Origin of the sequence: Psychrobacter sp. D2 (assembly GCF_013608135.1) — a bacterium.
In the GTDB taxonomy this organism is placed as follows: Bacteria; Pseudomonadota; Gammaproteobacteria; order Pseudomonadales; family Moraxellaceae; genus Psychrobacter; species Psychrobacter cryohalolentis.
The window spans coordinates 71,761-95,757 of sequence record NZ_JACDXZ010000002.1; the positions used below are offsets into that span (position 1 = coordinate 71,761).

Genomic DNA, 23,997 nt, shown 5'->3' on the forward strand with positions numbered 1-23,997 from the left:
TCGCCCTATAATAAAGTGCATTCACCTTATTTAGTATCGACTGTATTAATTCTATGCTTACACTTATTTATTGACCGGCTTATCAAGTCTCACAACTAAGCTGTCACAAGGTACATTTGGCAAGATATTATCTGCCGTTGCGCCGCTAAGCCAAGCTGCGATGCCATGACGTTCATGACGACCAATAACCAATAAATCAACATCATTCTTATGGCAATAGTTGACGATACCTTCACTATTTGAGATGGCAGTTGTCACTTCAGAGTTGACCACATGTAAGTCATTACGATCCAAAAACTGCGCCAGTTTTGCACGCGCTTCTTGGCAACGCTCATCATCAATCTCATCATATAAGCTTGAGGCAGGCACCAGCTCGTAGCCAAAGCCAACCATGGTATCTTTTACGATATGTAATACCGATAATTTGGAGTCAGGACGATTATCAACGATACGCTTGGCTTTTTGAGCAACCAAGTCAGCGTCGGATAGTAAGTCGGTGACCAATAAAATATGTTGGTAACTCATGAGCGGCTCCTTCCTTGTGGCAGATGATTTTAACTATAGCACTACTAATGACTGCTGTTAAGTAGGCTTTGTTAAATCGGGCGCTATCTTTATCCATTATTCTTGATGACTTAGTGTTTTTCTCCACCCACTGTCTTGACTTACTAGCGTATTAGCCCCATCTACTGTCGTTAGGCAAATTCTTTTTAGCTGATAAATGCCATTCAATTCGAAGATGACCTATGAGGCTTTGATAACTTTAATTGTTTATTCAAAGCGATCTTTTTATAAATATAAATTTTACTATTTTAATTGCTGATATCGATTTCATGCCTTGGTTATTGGCTAAGATGATACTGAAGTAATTAATGCATAAGGATAACCATGACTGACACGCTATTTACTGCTGATTTAACCCTGCATCCTGCCTTTGAGCTGATTGAGCACCGCCATATCGATGCATTATCGATGGATGTGCTTATCAGTCAGCATATCAAAACCGGAGCGATGCATTATCACTTGGCGCATCCGAGTGATGAAAATGCCTTTTTGGTTGGCTTTCGTACCCAGCCGATGGATTCAAAAGGTGAGGCGCATATTTTAGAGCACGTCGCATTATGTGGCTCTGAAAAGTTCCCCGTTCGTGATCCGTTCTTTTCGATGATTAAGCGCTCATTAAATACCTTTATGAATGCGATGACCGCTGCCGATTGGACAGCGTATCCGTATGCCACGCAAAATAAAAACGACTACTTTAATTTGCTTGCCGTTTATCTTGATGCGTCATTTTTCCCCAATATTCACCCGCTTGATTTTGCCCAAGAAGGCATCCGTGTTGAGTTAGACGAAAATGACAAGCCGCAATTTAAGGGTATCGTTTTTAATGAAATGAAAGGCGCAATGAGTGGCGAGATTGACCAGTTGTATCATACGGTCGCCCATCATCTGTTCCCAACAACGACCTATCACTATAATTCGGGCGGTGATCCTGCTGATATCCCAGACTTGACTCATAATGAGCTGGTTGAATTCCATCAGAGCCATTATCATCCGTCAAACAGTGTGATTATGAGCTTTGGTAATATTCCAGTCGCTGAAACGCAAGCAAAAATCCATGACGATGCTTTGATTCAGTTTGAAGCAGGTAAAAAACATGTTTCGCGTCCAGAGCAGCGTCTGTCTGCACCGATTAGTGCGGTCGATACTTATACTGCTGACGAAGCCGGTCCTGACCAAACCCATCATGTGGTTGCGTGGTTATTACCATCGATTACTGATCCGAAGCAGCGTTTAGCACTGCGTCTCTTAGAAGGCGTATTGATTGAACATGCTGGCTCGCCGTTACGTGCCTATTTAGATAGCCACCCACTAGGCAAAGCGCCAAGTCCGCTACTAGGTCTGGATGACAGTCATTATGAGATGGTCTTTTATACCGGTCTGCGCGGTTCAAACCCTGAACATGCTGAAGCAGTAGAGCAGGGTATTATTGATTTGCTTAAGGAGGTTGCTAGCAAACCGATTGATGATGAAACCATTGAAACTATCTTGCATCAAATCGAGATTGATCAGCGTCATATCGGCGGCGATAGCATGCCTTATGGTCTAAATCTGATGCTAGAAGGATTTAGTACCGCGATTCATGATGGTAATCCTATCGATGTCTGGGAAGTTGATGAGCATTTGCAGTGGCTACGTGAGCAAGTAAAAGATGCGCAGTGGCTGCCAAATTTAATCAAAATCCATTTGCTTGATAATCAGCATCGTGTGCGCGTGACCATGACGCCTGATAGTGAAAAAACAGCCCGTTTGGCAGCAGCCGAGCAAACCCGTCTTGATACGATTGCGATGGATTTGACCGCTGATGATAAAGCTATCTTAAAGCAACAGGCTTTAGATTTGGCAGCGCGCCAAGCAGCACCTGATGATTTAAGTTTATTGCCAAAAGTTGGCTTAGAAGATGTCCCGACCGATATCAGCTTTAAGCAAGGCACGCAAAAACAAGTGAATTTAAGCGGCAAAGAAAGTACGTTATTTGAATATGAAGCGGGCACTAACGGCTTGTATTATTATCAAATCATCGTACCGTTAACCGATGAGATTGGTAATCAGGATACAAGCGAGCTACCGGTTAATGAAGTGATTAATCATCCATTATTGCCTATTTATTTAAGCTTGTTATCAGAGCTAGGTACAGATTCTCTTAGTGCCCATGAAATGCAGGCCAAACAAGCGGCGCATTCATCAGGTGTGACGGCTCGTATCAGCCAACGTACCAATGTCGATGACAGCCAAGCGATTAGCAGCTACTTTGTGGTGGCAACGCGCGCGCTGAATCGTAAACCTGAAGCGATTGATTTGCTGAAAGAAGTCATGGAACATAGCGTATTCACTGAACATGACCGTATCAAAGAAATCTTGCAGCAGCGTCAAGCAGGTTGGCAATCAAACCTTGCTGGTTCAGGGCATTCTTATGCCATGCAAACGGCTAGTCGCGGCATGAGTCGTCAAGCGCAGTTAGAATATGTACGCAGTGGTCTACCAGCATTGAATGCGCTAAAAGACTTCTTAACCCATGCCAGTAGCGATGATGCACAGTGGGATAAGCTTGCGACGAGTTTGATGGACTTACATCAGCGTTTGATTAGTTTGCCTAAGCACGCGGTTATTATTTGCGAAGCCGAACAAACTGAACGCTTGAGTAATTTAATCGTTGAGAGTTGGAAAGACAGCCAAGCGCCAAAAATTGCAGCGCAGTTAAAAAATGTTGATGCGAGTATCGAAGCCAATATTCCAAGTGAGTTTGCCGAATTGCAACTTGATACAGCGTTAAATGGGGAGAAAGACGCGGTCAAAGCTCTAGAAAGTGATGTGGCGCTCGATGTTGAAGACTTGGCATGGCTGGTTCCAACCAATGTCTATCATAATGCCAGTGCTTATACCGTTCCTACGGCTGATCATCCTGATACGGTAGCCCTGATGGTATTAGCGCCTTACCTGCGCAATGGCTATCTGCATAGCGCCATTCGTGAGCGCGGCGGTGCTTATGGCGGTGGTGCGGGCTACGATGCCAATGCTTGTGCCTTTAAGTTCTTTAGCTATCGCGATCCACAGTGTGCTGAAACTTTTGCCCATTTCGATGCCAGTATCGAATGGCTGTTGAATGAACCGCAAACCGATGAGCAGTTAGAAGAAGCTATCTTAGGTATTATCTCAGGAATGGATAAGCCAGGCTCTCCAGCAGGTGAGGCAATTAAAGCCTGCTTCGCTGATTTGCATCATCGCGGTGTTGACTGGCAACGTAAAATGCGTGCAGCAATTTTGGCTGTAACAGTAGCTGACTTGCAACGTGTTGCTAAGCAATACCTGCAAGGGCAAAAGCATGTCCGCGCGGTATTAGCGCCTTATGATAAAGAAGCAGCAGTACAAGAGCTTGGCTTTAAAGTCTGTAAAATTAAAAGCTAGCTTTTAACTTGTAAAAAATCAGTATCTATATAAAAAACCGCCGCTTTCACTAAAATGAAAGCGGCGGTTTTTATCTTTAGGCATTATTTTTAAAAGGCTTACTTTTTAATTAAGTAATTAGCGACTGCTTTATAGGCAGGTAGCGAAGTTGGGTCGATTTTACCATTACTGGCTTCAGGGTATGAGGAAAAGCGAACGATGACCATATCGGCTGCTGGATCAACATAGACCGTTTGACCGTGGACGCCACGTGCTGCATAAATAGGCGTGGGATTATTAAACAGCCACCACATACTTTTATAGCTGCCATTATTGAGCTGTTTATAGCCCGCTTTTGCAAATGCGCCTTTATCACCGCCAGCTTCGATATTATCGACTACCGCTGTTGGGAATAAGCGCTCACCATTCATCTCGCCTTTATTGAGCATCAAGCTGCCAATACGTGCCATATCATGCAAACCTGCACTGATGCCGCCGCCAGCAAACGGCGTACCCTTAGCATCGACCGTCATATACGCGCTTTGTTCGGCACCGATTTTTTGCCAGATACGTTCAGAGAGCAGGTCATCGATTGCCTTGCCAGTGGTGCGTGAAATAATCCAGCCGAGTGCATCACTATTGATGGTTCGATAGTTAAACTCTACACCGTGCTCGCCCTTTTTAGGTACCGTTTGCAGATATTCAAAATAGCCATTGGGTCCGCTATAGCCTTTGGGTTTTGGTAACGGGCTTGCCGCTTCTGAATACTTCCAGATGTCTGCGTCAGGATCGGCATAGTCTTCACTATAATCGAGCGCCGTGGTCATATCCATCACTTGGCGTACGGTGGCATCGCCAAAGCCACTTTTTGCCAGCTCAGGAATAATAGAGGCAACCAATGCCTTATCATCAAGCTTACCTTCGGTGACGAGGATTTCTGCTAATAATCCTGTCATTGACTTGGTCATCGACATTGCGGCGTGATTACCCAGCTCATTGAGGCAACCATTTTGACGCTCATAGACGACCTTGCCATGATGCATGATCATAATGCCGTCTGTATAGTTGGCATCAAGTGACTGCCGCCATGTCATAGGGCGTTTGCTATTGGTTGGGGTAAAGGTAATGGCATCAATATTTTTATCGAGTGCATAGTCAAGTTTGGATGGTGCACCGATACCGCGACTGACTTCGGTAGTGGGCATTAGCTCTCGAATATGACAGACTGTCCAACGCAGTTTGGGAAAGCTAAAAAAGTCCGACTGTGGTTGAGTGATTAGCTTGTCTTTTGGAGGCGGGAAACCTTGCATCCAGCCGAGCGTTTGCGGGTCTGATTCCTTAGCGGTTAAAGGGGTGCTTTCAGCATGACCGCTTACACTCGTCAGCCCTAGGGCTAAAGTTAGCGGTAATAGGGCAAAAGAGTGTTGTAGTGTCAGCATGGTATCCTCGCGACTTAGCTTAAGCGGTTAACATTAGGCAATAAAAAACCATTGATAAGATTTGAGCTTAATTCTTATCAACGGTCTTTACTACTTGCTTTTGTAAGTCAGCTTTTTAGCGAGCTTCGTTATTAATAGCGCTTAATGGCTTGGTCTTTACCAATGATCTCTTGATGAATTGGGAATTGATCATAACTGTCGTAATGTTGACGGTCTGCAAAATAGCTTTTTAGGGTACGGCGTACCGCTTCAAACGCAAGCTTATCCCAAGGAATGTCTTCTTCTGTGAATAACGCACAATCAAGACTTTCAGAGCCGATACCATAAGCACCGTCTTTTAGTTCGGTGATATAGATGCTATAGATTTGACCAATATCTGGAATGTCATACAAGCAATATAAATGTGGATTGATCACGACCGCGTCAGCCTCTTCAAAGCTCTCACGCGCGGCACCTTCGGCCATGGTTTCGCCGTTTTCCATAAAGCCTGCAGGTAACGTCCATAAGCCATACTGCGGCTCGATTGCGCGTCGACAGAGCAGCACCCGATGTTTATGGACGACCAGTGAACCACAGATTATCTTTGGGTTTTCATAATGAATATAATGACAGTTTGGGCATACCAAACGCGGTATATTATCCGTAGCTGGTATTTTGCGTTCTGCTTCACAACCGCATTGTAGACAATAGCGCATATTGACTGCCTTATATAATGAAATGAGAGAGATAAGGTTACTTTAAGACGTATAACTTTAAGATTTATAATTATTGTTGTATCAGATACTAGGGCTATCGAATATCAGATTATTATCTGACAATCGCCCTTTATATTAAGATAGCACAAATCTTCCTCATACTGGCAATGATAATAATAACAGCGTATTTTGTGAGTTGAATCACCGTTGGAATTCCTTGTGTGCTAACAGAATAGACCAAGCCTATCAGTCACACAAAAGGTATGCAGTTATTATCAGATTGCGCTAGGCTATAAGGGACTCTACTTTAAATTGACTATGTTACCAATAGCGCGGGTAGTGTCTGCCACGACCAATGTTGTTGTAAATGAGCGCTACCACTACTAAGGCAAGGGCACCTACTAGCGTCGGAGTGAGCAAAAAATGCCACTTTACGCCGCCGAGCATCACAATCAATGGATTGGAGCCTGCAGGTGGATGCGGTACGCGCAGCAGTAACATGAGAGCAATTGCCGTACCAACGGCAAGGGACAAGCTCCACCACTCAACCCCAAATAAAGACATAAAAGCTAAGCCAGTAAAGGTAGTAATAAGATGACCACCGACAATGTTTCTTGGCTGAGCAAAAGGGCTTTCTGGATAAGCAAAAATAAGCAGGCAGCTGGCGCCAAATGAGCCCAAAATCATCGCGATATTTTGCCAATTTCCCAGTAATGCCAATACAGCAGTGGCAAATGTTCCGCCAGCCCAAGCAATGGCAATGATGACTAATGGCAATCTTTGCGGGCAATCATCAGTTTTGCCCTGCATTTTATGTAATGAAAAAATCTTATCCACGAGCATTTCCTAAATAATATATGAATGACACCCTTGATCCATGAGGACCAATTGCAGTCGTACAATGATAAAAGATCATGTCTATCTGACGGTTGTCGCAATCTGCTTGCTGCAACCATTCAACGTTTTGATGGCTAATACTGATAAAAATACAGGGCAATTATAATGCTAAATCCCTCACAGTCCGTACGTTTTGATGAAATGACAGTCGCTGTACCAGATTTTATACGTTATCCCACGATCAGGAAGTTGGCTGAACGGGTGCAGCACGAGACCTTAAAGGCTATTGCTAGTCCCGCACTTTATGACTCTCACGACCATTCGCGCAGTGCCCGTATTTTAAATAGTCTTTATCAAACCCCAATCGCCGATGCCTCTATCTTGGTCGCTATCACTCATGAGCGCCATCCTAAGCTGCTGCTGACTCGCCGCGCTGCTCATATGAATAGTCATGCTGGCGAGGTATCCTGTGCTGGTGGCAAACATGAAGTAGGTGATGGTAACAATGTCGTTACCGCCCTACGTGAGGCTTGCGAGGAAACTGCGCTACCGCCTAATAAAGTTCAGCTGCTTGGTCAACTGCCTATCCAAACCTCTAAAAGTGGTATGAGTGTACGTCCTATTGTGGCGCTGATTGCGCCAGATCTGCTTTTGGTGCCAGAGCTTGGGGAGATATCACGCATTTTTTGGGCAGATTTTGAGACTTTATTAACTCAGCCGACAGTCGAATATTCTATAGAATATACATTGCAAGATCAGGCAGCAACGCTACTGACACCGAGCTGGCAAGTAGATGGCGAAACAGTGTGGGGTCTGACGGGACGAGTCATTGCCAGTTTATTAGAAACAGGCTTTGATCGGCAGCTAGAGTGGTATTACCGCATACAAGACACTCGATCATAGAAATGTTAGACACTCGCTAATAATCATGTTTTTGGCGAAGGAAGATAGTTATTATAAACGTTAGTGATAATGAATGAATGCATTCTATTTATAATACTCATCATTTTTCTTTAACCACCAGTTCATATTGTCTTGGCGTTTAGCACGAAATGCTTCTAGCTTGTTGGCGACTCTACTATTGTGTTGACGGGCAGTATCGAGGGCAAATAGAATCGGCACGGAAGACAATACGCCAAAGCGTATTTTTGATTTTGGTAGGTTTAGCCCATCGCCAATATCATCACCAACCAAGGTACGGGTCACGCTGGCATTGACCATCTCAACAAAACGCCCACGGCGATTGTCCTCACCCATCAGCTGACGTGGCAAATCATGCAGGGCTTTTGCCAGTGGTCGTCCCATTTTAAAATCAAGCTGCTGAATCGACAAATAGGTATAGAGCCATTCCCAATAGGCGGCTTCATCCTTTGGCAGTCGCTGCAAATCAACTCCCATCCAATAACTGGCAAGATTCCATAAATGCAAAATGCCTTCTGCTTCCTCAGTGCTAATACGGGCGCCAAGTAATCTTAATCCGCGCATAATCAACAGTGAAAACTGCAAATGAGTAGCAATCATATCGGTTTGATTGATAGGAATACCCCAATATGCAGTATTCCAGCTGCCATCTGGGTTGTGATGTTGGTTGGCATCTGGTATGACGCCTTTAGCAGCATTGCCTTTACCTTTGAGCAAGTTCTGTCGTACTGAGGTATGTATTTGACGTACTTTAATGGATTGCTGCCAACCTTCAGAGCCGATAGCCAATACTCGTTCAATATTAGGTTTTCTATGCTCTGAATCTAAATGCAATTGAGGGTGCTCAGAGACCGCCAAGATATAGGCGTAGGTACGCATCAATCTTGGTAAAGCGTCATGCATCAGTGCGCCAGTCTGAATCAGCGGTAGCGATAAGGCAGGGATACTATAGCCTGCCATGAGGGCCACATTACGCAACAACCAAATCAGCATCAGTGGATAACGGCGATAGGCAACCGCGCCGATTTGGGCAAGCTTAGGATCAAACCAATCGGGATGGCGACTAAATTGTTCAGTTAATGCGTTGAATGAGGAATTATTCTTGAGGTTAGAGTCCGCTTTCTTATCAAGAATAAACTGCTGTAATGGCTTGGCAAAACGAATGCCATCAGAGGCTAGATCATCTGCTATTGGATCGCCAATATCGTAGCCTGCAACTATTTCCTCTAACAAATTTTGCGATATGACAAAGTCTTTTGGCAGTAGATAGCGCTTAATGCGTTTTAATACTTGCAGATCACTATGGTCATCAATGGCAGTGGTGCGTCCATGACGCTGATAAGAAACAGGCGCTTGATGACAGCCTGCACCTCGCCGAGCACTGGCGGTACTTGTTTTAGCGATTTTTTTAGAGATGTCGATGGAATCCATATTTATAAGCAACTCTGTATCAACTGCTTTTTATTAAGTTGATTGAGCTATTTTGGAATAAAGTAGCTCAATCTTTTATTAAGAATGGCGCGTCAAGTCTACAGAGGTTACATTAACCTCATCTTTTAAAGTGGCTTTGAGCATCATATAACCTGCGATACCAGAGACGATTGAACCCATAATGATACCCAAACGCTCATCAAATAATGGTGTCTCACCGGCAAATGCAAGCCCACCGATAAACAAACTCATGGTAAAGCCCACACCACATAACAATGCTGCGCCGTAGATTTGCTTAAAGTTCATGCCTTTTGGCATAGTAGAAATGCCCAGTTTAAAGATTAACCAGCACATCAGCATGACGCCTACTTGTTTACCGATGAACAGTCCGGCGGCAATACCAAGCGGCACAGAATGAAACAGCTCACCAAACCCTGCGCCCTTAAGCGAAATGCCCGCATTGGCAAAAGCAAACAATGGCAGGATACCGTAAGAAACGGTGTTTTGTAGGTCGTGCTCAAGCTCTTCAAGCGGGGAATGCTCAGGGTCAGTGCGATCAAATAAAGGAATAAATAGCGCCAATACAACCCCAGCTAATGTTGCATGGATACCGGATTTGAGTACGGCAACCCACATGATAACGCCAATTAGCAAATAAGGAGTTATGCTAGTAACGTTACGGCGATTAAGCAGATATAAAAACGGCAGACATAAGCCCGCGATAGCCAGTGAACCAAGCGATAAATCATTGGTATAAAATAAAGCAATGATAATAATCGCGCCGATATCATCAAAGATAGCAATTGAGACTAAGAATACTTTTAATGAGTTAGGTACGCGATTACCAAGTAAGCTCAAAATACCAAGAGCAAAGGCGATATCGGTTGCGGCAGGAATCGCCCAACCTCGCCAAAACTCAGGTTCATTATAGTTAAAAAACAGATAGACGATGGCTGGCATGATCATGCCGCCAAGAGCCGCCCCTGCTGGCAAGATAATTTGCTTTACATTGGACAGCTCGCCGATTAACACTTCACGCTTAAGCTCAAGTCCCACTAAAAAGAAGAACACTGCCATCAAGCCATCATTAATCCAATGATGCGCATCTTTGGCGATTGAGAAGCTGCCAATTTGAATAGCGACAGGTGCGTGAATAAAGGATTCGTACCACGTATTTAGAGAAGTATTAGCAATAATCATTGCTGCGATAGCTGCCAGCGCTAGGACGATACCGCCCGAAGCCTCGAGATTAAAAAACGCTCTGATTTTATGTATTGCCATATTGTCCTCATTAACCAAATAAAACGTGCGAAAGTATTCAAAAGCTCAAGTATTCTTGTATGTCTGTAATGGCTCCGCCTTAAGTACGCGACCACATATGGGGACGAGTCTTTGTTAGCACTGATGTTTATAATACCAGTGTAATAGATGTATATCCCTAGTTTCTCATATTCTTATTCATATAAACAAATGAAATAGGTTACCGGTTTTACCTTTTAACTTGAAAGCTTCATGACGAAAAAAGCTGTTTTTAAAGTACCTTGTGCGATAAATCTAGCAGACTTTGCTAGGGTTATGGCTTTTTTCGCAGTTTTATCTTTATAATAAGCCGCTTTACGTAACGGTTAGCATCGGATTTGACTCTTATAGCATTAGCCGTTATCAAAATAATATACACATTATCTATCCATATTTTTTGCCTGATATTCATCCAACTACTTTTAAATGAGCGTTTTTAAACAAATACTATCAAAAAGTATTGCTAAAAAAATGCTGCTAAGAAGTAGCATTGGTTGAATGTTTTAAGGCTTGTGTCTCTTATATCATAAATTTTGCAGGTCAGTGTCATGGACGTATCCCTTTCTATTGAAGTTATTTTAATGTTGACCGCTGTAGCCGCGTTGGCAGGTTTTATCGATGCTATTGCTGGTGGCGGTGGTTTGTTGACTATTCCTGCCATGCTACTTGCCAATATTCCGCCTGTATTGACATTGGGTACCAATAAGCTACAAGCAGCATCAGGGGCACTAGCGGCGTCTATTACGATGATTAGAAAGGGTGTGGTCAAACCCAAGAATATTAAAACAGCGATTATTGCGGCTTTTATTGGCTCTATCTTTGGCTCAATCGCGGTGCAGTTATCGCCACCTGACTTGTTAGAAAAGCTGATTCCATTTTTGATTGCAGCCATTGGTATCTATACTTTGTTTGCCCCCAAACTTGGTGAAGTGGAAGCTGCCCCTCGTATCTCAGAAGGTACTTGGCAAAAAATTGCCGCCCCTTTAATTGGTTTTTATGACGGCTATATGGGACCTGGGACGGGTATGTTTTTTGCGCTTGGCAATGTGGCATTACGTGGTCGAAAAATTATCGAAGCAACTGGTGCGGCAAAGGTACTGAATTTATCGACCAATATTGGCTCATTAATCTTCTTTATATTGGGCGGTAATGTATTGTGGACAGTAGGGCTGGCGATGATGGTAGGGCAAACTATAGGGGCGTATTTTGGCTCGCATATGGTAGTAAAAGGCGGCAGTAGACTCATTCGTCCCATGATTGTATTGGTTTGTCTTGTGATGGTGACTAAATATGTACTCGGTTAGTGGAGGGTAGATTGATCAAGAAGAATGCAACTCTTGGTCTAAAAACGCACTTGCTGCATAAAAAAACCTCAGACCAATCGGCTGAGGTTTTTTTATGACTTATTTATAGGCAATCACTGATCACGATTAGCCGCGCTTAACATCGTCATACTCGCTGCCCATAATGCCATCGCTAAAGACTTCAGAGAATTCGCGTTCGCTGTTCTCATCGATATGACCGTCAAAGACATCTTTTGAGCCAGCATCAGGATCGTTATAAATCGCTAAATCCATTTTACCTTCTGATTTTGCGACGATAGCGGTCACCGCAGCATCTCCGCCGACATTGACTGCTGTACGTAACATATCAAGGATACGGTCGACCCCTAAAATAAGACCAATACCTTCAATCGGTAGACCGACTTGGGCAAATACCATTGACAGCATGATTAGACCAACACCCGGAACACCTGCCGTACCGACAGAGGCGAGCACTGACATCAAAATAACGGTCAAATACTCAGTTATACCCAAGTCAATACCATAAATATTGGCAATAAAAATGGTCGCTGTGCCTTGCATGATGGCTGTACCATCCATGTTGATCGTCGCGCCAAAAGGGATAGTGAATGAAGCAACTGAGTTATTAACACCCATGCGCTTGGTGACCGTACGCAAGGTAATTGGAATCGTTGCATTCGAGCTTGAAGTACTAAAAGCAAAAATCTGTACTTCGCGCATTTTTGCCAAAAACGTTCTGACTGACAAGCCTGAAGACAGCTTGAGGACAATCATCATGGTCACAAAGAAATGGAATGCCAGTGAGCCAACCAGTACCGCAACATAACCAAGTAATGACCAAATCAGGTCTAAGCCAAGCTCTGCCATGGCTTTGGTCAATAGCGCAAAGACACCATATGGTGCAAGATTCATAATGATAGTCACCATTTTTAAGATGACTTCATTGATTAGCTCTAAACTTTGAACCAAGCCTTTAGCGGGTTTTCCTACCATCAAAATACTAATACCAATCAAAACGGCAAAGAAGATAATCGATAGCATGTCGCCGTTTGCCATCGCACTGATGGGGTTAGAGGGAATAATATTGGAAAATACATCGAGTAGTGGTGGCGCTTTCTCAGCTTCAAACGCCGCCTCTGTTGCTATATTCATGCCTTTTCCGATACCAAACAGCACGCCAAGCCCAATAGCAGTTGCAATCGCCAGGGCGGTCGTCACCATATAGATGAAAAAGGTTTTGGTACCAATACGTCCTAATAGACGAATATCACCGATACCGCATACGCCGCAGATCAGTGAAATCAAGACCAGTGGTACGACGAGCATTTTTAGCGAGTTAACAAACAGCTTACCGACAATGGCAAGAAAACCGTTGGTGACATAATTATTAACAAAGCTGCCTTCCGTGTTCAAGCCAGAGTAGTTTATAAATAGACCCAGTATAATACCGAGCACCATGGCAACAATAATTTTGCCGGTCAAACCCATATTTTTCCACATAAACGCTATCCTTGGTGTCCGTTACGCACAGCAATAGACACAATAGCGCGCTCAATATGAGGGCAAGATTGCTGTCATGACTGTTGCTGTGACGTCTATAAATATATGAACTGACCTTTAAGTCAGATTTTGGGGGACAATATAAAAGAATAGTTAGGGAGACTGCAAGATTTTTTTATGACTTAAATAACGTGACATTACAATATTAGTATGTTCGGATTTTTCATCTGTCAAAAATTCATATGAATTTGACTGAATGAAGCGTTGTTGAAGGAGCATAAAAAAATAATATGAGCGGTAAAATAAAAAAGCGAGATGACTCTGATGAGACCATCTCACTTGCTTCAATCAATATAGATAAATGGCGATAGGTAGATCAATCCTAGTTAGACATTGTCGTTTTCGTCACGGCGCAAACCATCTTTCCATGTAGGGTCACTGGTTTCTGTTTGCTGCTCGTGATTGTCTTGCTCGCTACTTGTGCTAGCAAATTTATCTTTGTTTAATCTATGGTTATAACTCATACGTTCATTTAGATGCGATGCTGCATCACGGTGACGCGAGCCAAGGGCTTCTATTTCAGGATGTGAATCCTGAAAATCAGTCTGTGCATTAATTTCCTTGGCGGTATCTTGTTCATTGACCATTTTTACATCGCCATCACTCTCATAGCCATGATCAGGGTTAGCATCTCCTGTTGGTTGGTTATTGTCTGGCATTGAATCAATTGATGCGATATTTTCAGAGGTCTGCTGCAGATTATCAGGGTTCAATACCTGATTTAACTGAGCATTGTTTTTTAACTGAGCATCGCTTTTTAGTTCAGCATAGTCAGTTAGCCTATGTACAGCGTTCTCTAAACTGTGTGGGTTAGCACGTTCTTGCACTTTTGATAAATGCTTATCAAATGTATCGGTCAATAAGGAATCATAGCGTATAGAATTATAGGTTATTAACTGTTCAGCTTCTTCTTCAGTAATGTCGCCATTTTGACTGGCATAGACCACATGATCTTCAAAAGTTAAACCTTCAAAACTGTCTTTATGTTCTGCTTTTTTAAATTTCTGCCATAAGGGTTCGACTTCGAGCAGTATTTGATAAGCATGCTCCATACGCCCTGTGACATCATCCGGCTCAGTATTATAATAAACCATGGTTTTAAGATAGTCGCGGAAGGGATTTGCTTCAAAATCATCCATAAACGTATCACCCAGTTGGCGTTTTAATTCATCACTCACTGGGGCAAAGATACGACCACTGGGAAAAGTCACAAAGCTCACTAATTTGGCTGCAAACTGATTTGGAAAATTGGCAAATAAAGATAGGAATGCTTCTTGGATAGTATAAAGGCTATTTTTTAACGCCACTTCAGCATGCAAGCGCTCAGCGACTGATTTGCTGCCATATTCATAAAACTGCAAAATAGCTGTACAGATAAATAGATGAGAGTGGATGTCTGCTAAGCGCCCAGATAGCATCTCTTTGCGTTTTAAATCACCAGCCAATAACCCTAAAGACATGTCAGCAGTTAAAGCAAAGCCTGCGCTTAAGCGGTTAATGTCTTTGTAATAGGGACGGGTAAAATTATCCGCAAAATTTGGCGCATCATTGCTGCCACCAACATAGCCTGCGACGAACGCCTTCGCACCGCGATTAAAGGTATAGCCCAAATGCTTAAAGAATAAATTGTCGAACTGCTTGAGCGCGCCTTCTTTATCTTCGCTTTGTAGTAGTTGCAACTCATCGAATAGATAAGGGTGACAGCGCATCGCCCCTTGACCAAAAATCATCAACGAGCGCGTCAATATGTTGGCGCCCTCAACGGTGATTGATACTGGGATCGCTTGATAAGGAATGGCTAAAAAGTTACGCGGTCCCATTTGTACTGCGCGACCACCAACGACATCCATACCATCATTAATTACTGAACGCATGGTCTCAGTGGCATAGTATTTTGCCATTGCTGTCATCACTGATGGCGTACCACCTTGGTTTAGACCACAAGTCACCAGATGCCTAAAAGCTTCTAACATATAAGTATTACTGGCAATGCGGCTGGTGGCATCTTGCACGCCTTCAAATTTTCCGACGGAGATTTTAAATTGCTCACGAACCTTTGCAAAGGCACCAACCGACAAATAGCTCATTTCACTGGCTGAGGTTGAGAGGGCAGGTAATGAGATCCCGCGACCGACGCCCAAGCATTCCATCAGCATACGCCAGCCACGTCCTGCATTTTCCACTCCACCAATAATATAATCTAGCGGTATAAAGACATCTTGACCATCGACTGTCCCATTCATAAATGGCGAACCGATTGGATTGTGGCGTGGACCGATAATGACCCCTTGGTGGCTGGCAGGCACCAGCGCACAAGTAATACCATAATCGGTTTTTTCAAGATCACCAAGTAAGCCTTCGGGGTCATGCATTTTAAATGCCAAACCTACTACTGTGGCGATAGGGGCTAAAGTAATCCAACGCTTAGAGAAATTCATGCGCAGGCCCAGCACTTGCTCGCCTTCATGCATGCCATAACAAACCACACCAGTATCCGGAATCGCACCTGCATCAGAGCCCGCTTCTGGACCTGTTAAGCCAAAGCACGGAACCTCTTCACCTTTCGCTAGACCCGGTAGCCAGCGCTGCTTTTGCTCATCGGTACCGTAATGCATCAATAGCTCACCAGGACCAAGCGAGTTCGGTACCATACAAGTCACTGCGGCAGTCGGCGAGCGTGAGGCAATCTTACTCATCACGCGACTTTGGGCATATGAGCTAAAGTCTAATCCACCATATTCTTTGGGAATAATTAAACCCAAAAAGCCATTGGCTTTGATAAATCGCCACGCCTCTGGTGACAGCTCTTTATCTTCATGATGAATTTGCCACTCATCAAGCATTGCACAGAGCACTTCTACTTCATTATCTATAAAGCTTTGCTCTTCTTCTGACAATTCTGGATAGGGGTATTTTGCAAACGTATCCCAATCAGGCGCGCCCATAAACAGCTCTTTTTCCCACCAGCTAGTACCAGCATCAAGTGCTTCACGCTCGGTGTCACTCATGCTTGGCATGGCACCGCCCAAGGCTTTATAAACAGGCTTGGTGATCATGCTTTGACGAATAGGGGTGATCAGCAACATCAGGCAAAGTAGCGCAATGGGTAGACCTAGGATAAGCGACCATGGACTGATGAAAGCAGTAACGAGGACAGTGATTAAAGCAACGATGCTGCCTGTGATACGCGATAATGACAACAAAAAGATGGCCAAGACCATGGCTAATTGAATGATGACTGCCAAAATAAATAAGCCAATGGCCATAACTGCCTCCTTTGCAACGCTTGATAAAAAAGCGTCAAAATATAAGTGAATAAGAAAGTTTGAAATAACTATGATTGTTGTTTTATATTCCAAGCTTCCTTTTTTATAGTGAAAAATAGTTTTAGTTTTTTGACATTAATGATTTCAAATAGAGCTGATATAAAATAAAAACTTCGCATCGGGAATAAAGGCTCTCCCAAAAATGAAGTTAACTACCAATATGAAACAGTTGTTTATAACTATCAAGAGCGAAAACGCTACGCTGTGTCGATAATATGTATCAAGATTTGTGTATATAACCAAATTCGAGTCATTAAACGTTAGTTAAAAGGCGCTAAACCGTTTTCAGCATAAGATAAAGTCTCATTGCGCCCAACGATGACATGGTCAATCAAAGACAAATCTATTAGGTCACAAGCTTTTTTGAGCTCATAGGTTAACAAGTTATCCGCCGTTGATGGCTTAGCATCGGTATGCGGATGGTTGTGAGCAATAATGAGCTGGCTTGCAGCATGGCTTAACGCATGACGTAGCACATGCTTTATACAGACGGAGCAAGAAGAGATGCCGCCTGTAAACAATATCTCAAAATTGATTAGATTCAAGGCATTGTCCAAACATAGCACGGCGAACACTTCTCGCGGCTCACCGCGCAACTGAGTGCTGATATAGTCTTTGACCATTTGCGAGCGTCCAAGTCCTTGACCCGTTTTAAGCTGACTGTCCAAATAGCGTCTGCCCATCTCAAGTGAGGCGAGTATCTGCGCGTATTTGGCAGGACCGATGCCGTGACAAGCAAGGACAGTTTCTTGTGGCGCGGCTAACAGCTCTGCTAGGCTACCAAATTGCTCGATCAGATGGCGAGCCAGCTCAATGGCTGACTGCGACTGTGTGCCCGTGCGCAGAAATATCGCCAATATCTCAGCGTCGGATAAGTGCGCGGCGCCAAATTTTAATAGCTTCTCACGCGGTCTATCATCCTCATGCCAGTCTTTGATTGCCATGCTTATTCCTTAAGATGCACTTGCGACGAGATAAATTTAGAAAACTTTCCCTAACTTATCGCATAATTGCTACTATAAGCGCAATTTTATCTTTCAATTTTTTGCTGATGCCACGCTTATGTCAAATATCTTGCTTGCTATCACTGGCGGTATTGCCGCTTATAAATCTGCTGTATTCGCCCGTCTATTAATCAAGGCAGGCTTTGAGGTGCGCGTCGTTATGACGTCAGGTGCACAGGCTTTTATCACTCCACTAACCCTACAAGCTTTGACGGGTAATGAGGTGCATATCTCGTTACTCGATGAAAAAGCGGAAGCGGGCATGGGTCATATCGAGCTTGCAAAATGGGCAGACCTTATGGTCATCGCGCCGGCATCTGCCAATACGTTAGCGCGGCTGGCAATGGGTATGGCAGATGATTTACTGACCACGGTCTGTCTTGCAACGACAGCGCCAGTCATTATCGCGCCTGCGATGAATCAACAGATGTGGGCGCATCCTGCCGTTAACTTAAACGTGCAAACCTTGCGTGATATGAATTATCAAATCATTGCGCCTGCTAGTGGTGAGCAAGCTTGTGGTGATGTGGGTGCAGGACGCTTACCTGAGCCTGAACAGTTATTAGAAGAAATTTTACTGTTTCAAGCAATGCAGACGACGCCTCAGTTATTGGCAGGTAAAAGAGTCGTGATTACCGCAGGACCGACCGTTGAAGCCATTGACCCGGTGCGTTATTTGTCTAATCATTCTACGGGGAAAATGGGTTTTGCTTTGGCGCGTGCCTGTGTTGCTGCTGGTGCAGACGTTATCTTGATTGCTGGTGGCAAAGTTGCTTTGCCAACACCGCTCAATGTCACACGCATTGATGTATTGTCAGCTAAAGAGATGTTGACGGTCGCGCAGCAGTGTGTGACAGGCACGCATAGTGCACTACAGTATATGGTTGAAGATGAACATGATCATTCTCACGATCATATGCACGAGCACAGCCATGACCATGGCGATTGTGATTGCGATGATGAGCATACTGATGCTATCGATGACGGTAGCATGAAAATGGCTGATATCTTTATCGCCACCGCTGCGGTGGCTGACTATCGAACGGAAGAGGCGGCACCACAAAAAATTAAAAAAACCCAAGATTCGATGACGCTGAGCTTGGTCAAAAACCCTGATATCTTAGCGACGATTTCGCTTGCTCATCCTGAGTTGTTTGTCGTTGGCTTTGCAGCAGAAACTCAAGATGTTGAACGTTATGCTCGTGGTAAGCTGCTTTCTAAAGATTTAGATTTGATTGCTTGCAATGACGTCTCACGTGCTGATATTGGCTTTGCCAGTGATGACAATGCAATGGAGGTTTTTTTCTCCACACATTATGAGCACGATAGCATCATACTTGATAAAGCGAGTAAGGATAAAATTGCTGAGCAGCTAACGACGATTATTGGTGAGGCGATTTGGCAACGTCACAGTATTTAGTAATGTTTATTAGTGCTCAGTGCTGCTCATTACAGTACGCATTGTAGTGACGATTAGTATGATTACTTGTTGCATAAGCATAATACATATCGAAAAAGATATGAAGTTTTGACTATTGACTAGTAGGGCTAACATGATAGATGGCGATAGTACTCAAACGTTATTGCTCATTGCGATTTTTGCTCTGGCATCCTTACTACACGGTATTAGTGGCCTAGGTATCACCTTGGTGACTACTACCGCGCTTGCCAGTATGTATCCATTACCACATGCTATTGTATTAGTCATTTTTCCATCGTTATTACTCAATGCGATGACTTGGCTGGCAGGTGGTGGTCGCACGATTTGGCAAAATTTCATCTATTACGGCAGGCGCTATTGGTTACTGGCATTGACCAGCTTACTCGGTAGTATTCTAGGCGCGAAGCTCTTACTATGGGTCGATAGCGCATATATTTTATTGTTATTGGCAGCAGTTATTGGTTTTTACGTCGTAAGCAGCTTGCTTGGTAAGCAACTTCGTCTACCTGCTACCAAGCCTGTGTTAATCATCGTTGGCTTTAGTGCAGGCGTGATTGGCGGCGCGACCAATGCTATGTCGACCATATTGATGATGTATTTATTGTCTGCAAGCAACGATAAGCATACTATCGCTAAAGTCGGCAATATGTGCTATTTCTTGGGTAAAATTGCCCAAATCATTGTATTACGTGAGCCTATCATGGCACTAAGCAGTGGTGAATGGCAACTGATTGCTTTACTTAGTGTCATGTCAATCACCGCGCTCTTAGTCGGCATCCGCTTGCGACGTTATCTACCACAAGCACGCTTTCGTCAGCTTATCTTAGTGATCCTCACAGTACTTGGTATACGTATCGGCTGGCAGGGGATTATGTGGTTTATGGCTTAGCAGAAGCGAGAATAGAATTATGCTAAATTTTAGTCAGTCGCCTTATCAAAGAATATCTGCTGCGCCAGTCGAAAGGTATTGCAATGCGCTTCAACTACATCATTAATATCCTCTGAATAACCGCCGCCCATGACGATAGCGATTGGAATATTGGTAGTTTTGGCTTGGCGTAGGACAAACTCATCACGCGCCTTGCAGCCTTCTATGGTTAAACCTAGCTTGCCTAATTTATCCGTCGCTAGTACATCAACCGCCGACTGATAAAAAATCATATCAGGTGCAAAATCCGTTATCAGTTCTGGCAAGGTCTGCGCTAAAATCTGTAAATATTGCTCATCACTAGTATCGTTATCTAGCTCAATATCTAAGTCTGATACTTGTTTACGAAACGGATAGTTCTTTGCGCCATGCATACTAAAGATAAAAACGCGTGGCTCATCTGCCATGATACTGGCATTGCCATTGCCTTGATGGACGTCTAAATCAACGACCAATATCCTTTGTGCTTGTCCGCGATTTAATAGCAAATTGCTCGCGACACAGACATCATTAAAGACGCAAAATCCCTCACCATGATCGGCAAAGGCATGATGGGTACCACCCGCGACATTCATCGCGACGCCGTATTGCTGTGCAAAAAGTGCGCATTCATAAGTCGCGTGAGCAATATAGCGCCCACGCTCTACTAACTCAGGCGTCATCTCAAAGCCGATCGCTCGTGCTTCTTTTCTTGGTAGCGTTTGGGTCTTAAGTTGATACCAATAGTCAGCAGTATGCGTCGTTAAGATTTCATCTTCGCTTAAGCGTGTGGGCGCAAAAAAGTTATTTGCACTAATAGTCTTTTCCGCTAATAAGCGCTCAGGAATCATGCTGTATTTTTGCATCGGAAAGCGATGTTTTTCGGGTACTGAATAACGAAAAATATCGGAGTAGGCAATTTTTAACATAGTATTTTTAATATCGTATTAAAGCTTTTCTGAGTAGAGGATTGTCTAACATAGTAAGTTTGAGCTGATGGTTTCACTGGAAAAACAATCCAGCCTCACTGTACAAATTGAGTAGGCAAAAAGAAGGTTCTTGAATCGGATTGTTGGCGTAGCTGCAAGAGTAGATCGGGTAATTCTTCAGCAGGGTATTGGTTATTGACCAAATCACTGAATATCTCATGAGCAACCGTCGTCATGGCAATGATACTTTGCAATAAATGCTCAAGGATATCGTCGTCAAGTCCGACCGCTTCAACATCAATGGCATTTTTATAGCGTATTTCACCATCATTGATATCCATCTCTAAATTGCCAATCATCATGTCATAGTTGATTTGAGTAATGAGTAGCATAGCGGCACTTTGATGACTCTCCGGTATCAAAAATGGCAAAATACCATAGATTGCCAGCAGTTTATTTCTTTCTTGTACTCGAAACAGATAACCACAATCAAGCTGCTTATTGCGCATTCTTAAAGACAAATAATGGGATTTTTGGCTGTCTCTTGCTTTAGGCTGATAATGATTATAATGCCACCCTTTATCGTCGAAGTATTGCTTTAGATAATCGACAATGGATAAATCGCTCTCACTTTTTTGCTCTGCACTATTTTCGAAATCTTTGCCAATAGCTGTATCAATATCGGTTTCAACATCGATAGGTTTATTCATAGTATCGATGTTATCGGTGACATTTGCGTCTGTGCTAGGGGCATTTTTGTCGCTGACAGTGCTGTCAATATTGTTAGAGTCAGTTTCTTCATGATTAGTATCAACATTATCTGTACTAACATTACCCGTACTAATATTGTCAGTAGCTACTTGTGAAGCCCTCACCTGACTATCAATCTCATCATCAAAGTCAGCGCTTGTCAAATCCTTCGACGATTTAATATGATCAATAACAGAGCGCACAGTGGATGTGGTTAGCAACTGCTTCATTTTTTGCCATAAGCTGAGTTTATTACGTTTACTCATAAATAGTGTGCTAACCAACAAATGAAATATAAAGATTAAGAACAAGTACAGATAAAGAAGCAGGCAAAAATAGATTACTGGTTGCTGAAACTCAAACTGTCTTTGATATTGGGCTGGCTATAAAACGCTTGTAGCATTTCACGCAGATGCGCGGTCAACCATTCGCTTTCAAACGCATCATTGATGATAGGCATTAGGGTAGTGGACAGCTGCATCATTGCTGCCTCATTAATATGTAAGCTTTCTGCCACCTGTGCTATGGTATCGGATTGATGGTTGCGATACCAAGTATCGATGCTCGCTGCTACAAGGCCATGTAAATAAGGGGAGATGCGTAAGCGGTTGTAACTCTGCTGAATACTGGCTTCAATATGATCGATACTGCTATTATCAGGCTCATCACGTAAATAGGTTTGGAGATGGCTAATCGGCTGCGCTTTAATGCGCGCCCAACCAGTGACCAATAATCGCGCCACCTCTTCATTGGATAAATGTTCTTGGGCATTGGCTTCTGCGCGATGCGCCAAATCTTTAATATTACGATGCAGGTAAGTCTGCAATTTTTCATCAAGATTTCTGTTAGTTGCCTTTTCAAATGAGCTGCGCCCAAGCTTCATCAGTTTGCCAACACCGCCCGCTTTTTCTAGCGTATTTTCCATAAAGTCGTTGATGGCGTGGTATAGCGTTTGGGTCAACAAATCTGCAAATGTATCGTTGCCAACCAAGGTATGAATCAAGATATTACGCTGCTGCTCATGGCTGCCGACATAGCTCGCTAGTGTTTCAACTTGTGTATCATCGATAAGCTCTGATAACGGCACATTTTCATTGGCTGGATGATAAATAATGCTATGCAAGATATCACGGATATCGGCACGCATCACCTCGCTTAAAGGATGGTCTAGTAGCCAATCATTAAGTAGGCGCTGTAAATCATCGCTACTGATATATTTGTCCAATGGCTGCGAACCAAACCACTGCCAAGCTTCCATGCTCAGCGGTTCAGCTTGCTTACGTAACCATTGCTGCATAAACGTGACTTGTGCATCAATTAAGCTGTTTATCGTTAGCATAGGCGTATTTGGGGTTTGAATATCTTTTGAAGTCTGCATAGGTTTTGAGGTCATAGTAATCGACAATTTGTTATACTGTATGGTTATGGGGCATAAAGTATTATGCCACGAACATCGTCTTGGTTTGTGATGAATATTGACTGTGGGTCAATAAATAATGAGAGGTTGTAATGACGGCTCTGAATACCGCCTTACTTGCGCTTGATGAGCTGACCGTTCAGCGTGGTGAAATCCCTCTATGTGAAGGGGTGTCACTCAATTTGTCTGCAGGCAGCATTTGCCATCTAATTGGTGCCAATGGTACCGGCAAGACCACGTTACTTATGCAACTGGCTGGATTATTGCCGGTGCTAACAGGTGAGATTTATTATCAAGGGGCAGTTCGTTTACCGATTCAGCCTTTGTATGTATCGCACCAATTGGGCATTCATCCCAATCTCACCGTTGCTCAAAACCTCACCTTTTTGCTGAATTTATATGGTATCACACCAAGCGCTGCTGATATTGATGACGCCCTCACTTGGGTAGGATTACAAGGGTTTGAAACCATAAGCTCAAGTCATTTATCCGCGGGTCAAACTCGAAGAATTACCCTTGCGCGGTTATATTTACTGACGCCTGAAGTGACGCCATTATGGTTACTTGATGAGCCATTCACCGCACTCGATGTTGATATGGTAGTCCGCATGGAAGATCGATTGCGCGATTTTGCTCATGAAGGCGGGGCGATATTAATGACCAGTCACCAAGCAGTCGGCGTTGCCAATCAAGTGCTCGATTTGTCCGATTACATGGTATAACGCTATCAGTATCATTGTCAGTATAAATGCGATAGGCATCAGTGGAAGAGCAAATAAATGATAGAGTCAG

Annotated in this window: 18 protein-coding genes; 6 read left to right on the top strand and 12 right to left on the bottom strand. The window is 43.5% G+C overall.

Features of this window, described 5'->3' with window-relative positions; genetic code table 11:
* Window positions 1-63 precede the first annotated feature (63 nt).
* Window positions 64-525 (bottom strand): universal stress protein, encoded by a 462-nt coding sequence (locus H0262_RS02970; protein ID WP_011514445.1) that lies wholly within the window; start codon window positions 523-525, stop codon window positions 64-66.
* Between the two features lie 363 nt (window positions 526-888).
* Here H0262_RS02970 and H0262_RS02975 point away from each other — a divergent pair, with 363 nt between their 5' ends.
* Window positions 889-3,966, top strand: a complete 3,078-nt coding sequence (locus H0262_RS02975) for an insulinase family protein (RefSeq protein ID WP_181209642.1) — start codon at window positions 889-891, stop codon at window positions 3,964-3,966.
* A gap of 98 nt (window positions 3,967-4,064) precedes the next feature.
* Here H0262_RS02975 and H0262_RS02980 read toward each other — a convergent pair whose 3' ends face one another.
* From H0262_RS02980 to H0262_RS02990, 3 genes are all read right to left on the bottom strand, one after another.
* Window positions 4,065-5,384: a serine hydrolase gene (locus H0262_RS02980; RefSeq protein ID WP_181209643.1), complete on the bottom strand. Its 1,320-nt coding sequence runs from the start codon at window positions 5,382-5,384 to the stop codon at window positions 4,065-4,067.
* A gap of 131 nt (window positions 5,385-5,515) precedes the next feature.
* Window positions 5,516-6,079 carry an NUDIX hydrolase gene (locus H0262_RS02985; protein WP_011514442.1) on the bottom strand — a complete coding sequence of 188 codons (564 nt, stop codon included), beginning with the start codon at window positions 6,077-6,079 and terminating at the stop codon, window positions 5,516-5,518.
* Window positions 6,080-6,400: 321 nt separating this feature from the next.
* A complete protein-coding gene (locus H0262_RS02990; RefSeq protein ID WP_133104776.1) occupies window positions 6,401-6,922 on the bottom strand; it encodes an HPP family protein in 522 nt (173 codons plus the stop codon).
* 159 nt (window positions 6,923-7,081) lie between these two features.
* On the opposite strand from H0262_RS02990, the gene H0262_RS02995 reads away from it, so the two are divergent.
* Window positions 7,082-7,819 carry a CoA pyrophosphatase gene (locus tag H0262_RS02995; RefSeq protein ID WP_020444274.1) on the top strand — a complete coding sequence of 246 codons (738 nt, stop codon included), beginning with the start codon at window positions 7,082-7,084 and terminating at the stop codon, window positions 7,817-7,819.
* Window positions 7,820-7,903: 84 nt separating this feature from the next.
* Here H0262_RS02995 and H0262_RS03000 read toward each other — a convergent pair whose 3' ends face one another.
* Both H0262_RS03000 and nhaA read right to left on the bottom strand, forming a co-directional pair.
* Complete coding sequence (locus tag H0262_RS03000; protein WP_181209644.1) at window positions 7,904-9,268, bottom strand: oxygenase MpaB family protein; 1,365 nt, start codon at window positions 9,266-9,268, stop codon at window positions 7,904-7,906.
* A gap of 78 nt (window positions 9,269-9,346) precedes the next feature.
* The gene (gene nhaA / locus H0262_RS03005; RefSeq protein WP_011514438.1) at window positions 9,347-10,549 is read right to left on the bottom strand and encodes a Na+/H+ antiporter NhaA; all 1,203 of its coding nucleotides are present in this window, start codon (window positions 10,547-10,549) and stop codon (window positions 9,347-9,349) included.
* Between the two features lie 566 nt (window positions 10,550-11,115).
* Between nhaA and H0262_RS03010 the strand changes: the two genes are divergently transcribed.
* Window positions 11,116-11,871, top strand: coding sequence for a TSUP family transporter (locus H0262_RS03010; RefSeq protein WP_181209645.1), 756 nt, complete (start codon window positions 11,116-11,118; stop codon window positions 11,869-11,871).
* A 126-nt stretch (window positions 11,872-11,997) separates the two neighbouring features.
* Here the strand turns inward: H0262_RS03010 and H0262_RS03015 are convergent, their stop codons facing one another.
* The 3 genes from H0262_RS03015 to radC all read right to left on the bottom strand — a co-directional run bounded on the left by H0262_RS03015 (window position 11,998) and on the right by radC (window position 17,701).
* Window positions 11,998-13,371 carry a dicarboxylate/amino acid:cation symporter gene (locus H0262_RS03015; protein WP_011514436.1) on the bottom strand — a complete coding sequence of 458 codons (1,374 nt, stop codon included), beginning with the start codon at window positions 13,369-13,371 and terminating at the stop codon, window positions 11,998-12,000.
* 386 nt (window positions 13,372-13,757) lie between these two features.
* Window positions 13,758-16,697 carry an acyl-CoA dehydrogenase gene (locus H0262_RS03020; RefSeq protein WP_181209646.1) on the bottom strand — a complete coding sequence of 980 codons (2,940 nt, stop codon included), beginning with the start codon at window positions 16,695-16,697 and terminating at the stop codon, window positions 13,758-13,760.
* 320 nt (window positions 16,698-17,017) lie between these two features.
* On the bottom strand, window positions 17,018-17,701 hold the full coding sequence (gene radC / locus H0262_RS03025) for a RadC family protein (protein WP_020444268.1): 684 nt from the start codon (window positions 17,699-17,701) through the stop codon (window positions 17,018-17,020).
* Window positions 17,702-17,819: 118 nt separating this feature from the next.
* Between radC and coaBC the strand changes: the two genes are divergently transcribed.
* Both coaBC and H0262_RS03035 read left to right on the top strand, forming a co-directional pair.
* Window positions 17,820-19,181, top strand: a complete 1,362-nt coding sequence (gene coaBC / locus H0262_RS03030; protein WP_181209647.1) for a bifunctional phosphopantothenoylcysteine decarboxylase/phosphopantothenate--cysteine ligase CoaBC — start codon at window positions 17,820-17,822, stop codon at window positions 19,179-19,181.
* A gap of 133 nt (window positions 19,182-19,314) precedes the next feature.
* The gene (locus tag H0262_RS03035; RefSeq protein WP_181209648.1) at window positions 19,315-20,091 is read left to right on the top strand and encodes a sulfite exporter TauE/SafE family protein; all 777 of its coding nucleotides are present in this window, start codon (window positions 19,315-19,317) and stop codon (window positions 20,089-20,091) included.
* A 29-nt stretch (window positions 20,092-20,120) separates the two neighbouring features.
* Here the strand turns inward: H0262_RS03035 and H0262_RS03040 are convergent, their stop codons facing one another.
* The 3 genes from H0262_RS03040 to H0262_RS03050 form a co-directional block, all read right to left on the bottom strand.
* Window positions 20,121-21,038, bottom strand: a complete 918-nt coding sequence (locus H0262_RS03040; protein ID WP_181209649.1) for a histone deacetylase — start codon at window positions 21,036-21,038, stop codon at window positions 20,121-20,123.
* 95 nt (window positions 21,039-21,133) lie between these two features.
* Complete coding sequence (locus H0262_RS03045) at window positions 21,134-22,054, bottom strand: YbjN domain-containing protein (RefSeq protein WP_181209650.1); 921 nt, start codon at window positions 22,052-22,054, stop codon at window positions 21,134-21,136.
* Between the two features lie 74 nt (window positions 22,055-22,128).
* Window positions 22,129-23,166 (bottom strand): hypothetical protein, encoded by a 1,038-nt coding sequence (locus H0262_RS03050; protein ID WP_259275386.1) that lies wholly within the window; start codon window positions 23,164-23,166, stop codon window positions 22,129-22,131.
* A 131-nt stretch (window positions 23,167-23,297) separates the two neighbouring features.
* Here H0262_RS03050 and ccmA point away from each other — a divergent pair, with 131 nt between their 5' ends.
* Window positions 23,298-23,927 carry a heme ABC exporter ATP-binding protein CcmA gene (ccmA, locus tag H0262_RS03055; RefSeq protein ID WP_149409367.1) on the top strand — a complete coding sequence of 210 codons (630 nt, stop codon included), beginning with the start codon at window positions 23,298-23,300 and terminating at the stop codon, window positions 23,925-23,927.
* Window positions 23,928-23,997 lie beyond the last annotated feature (70 nt).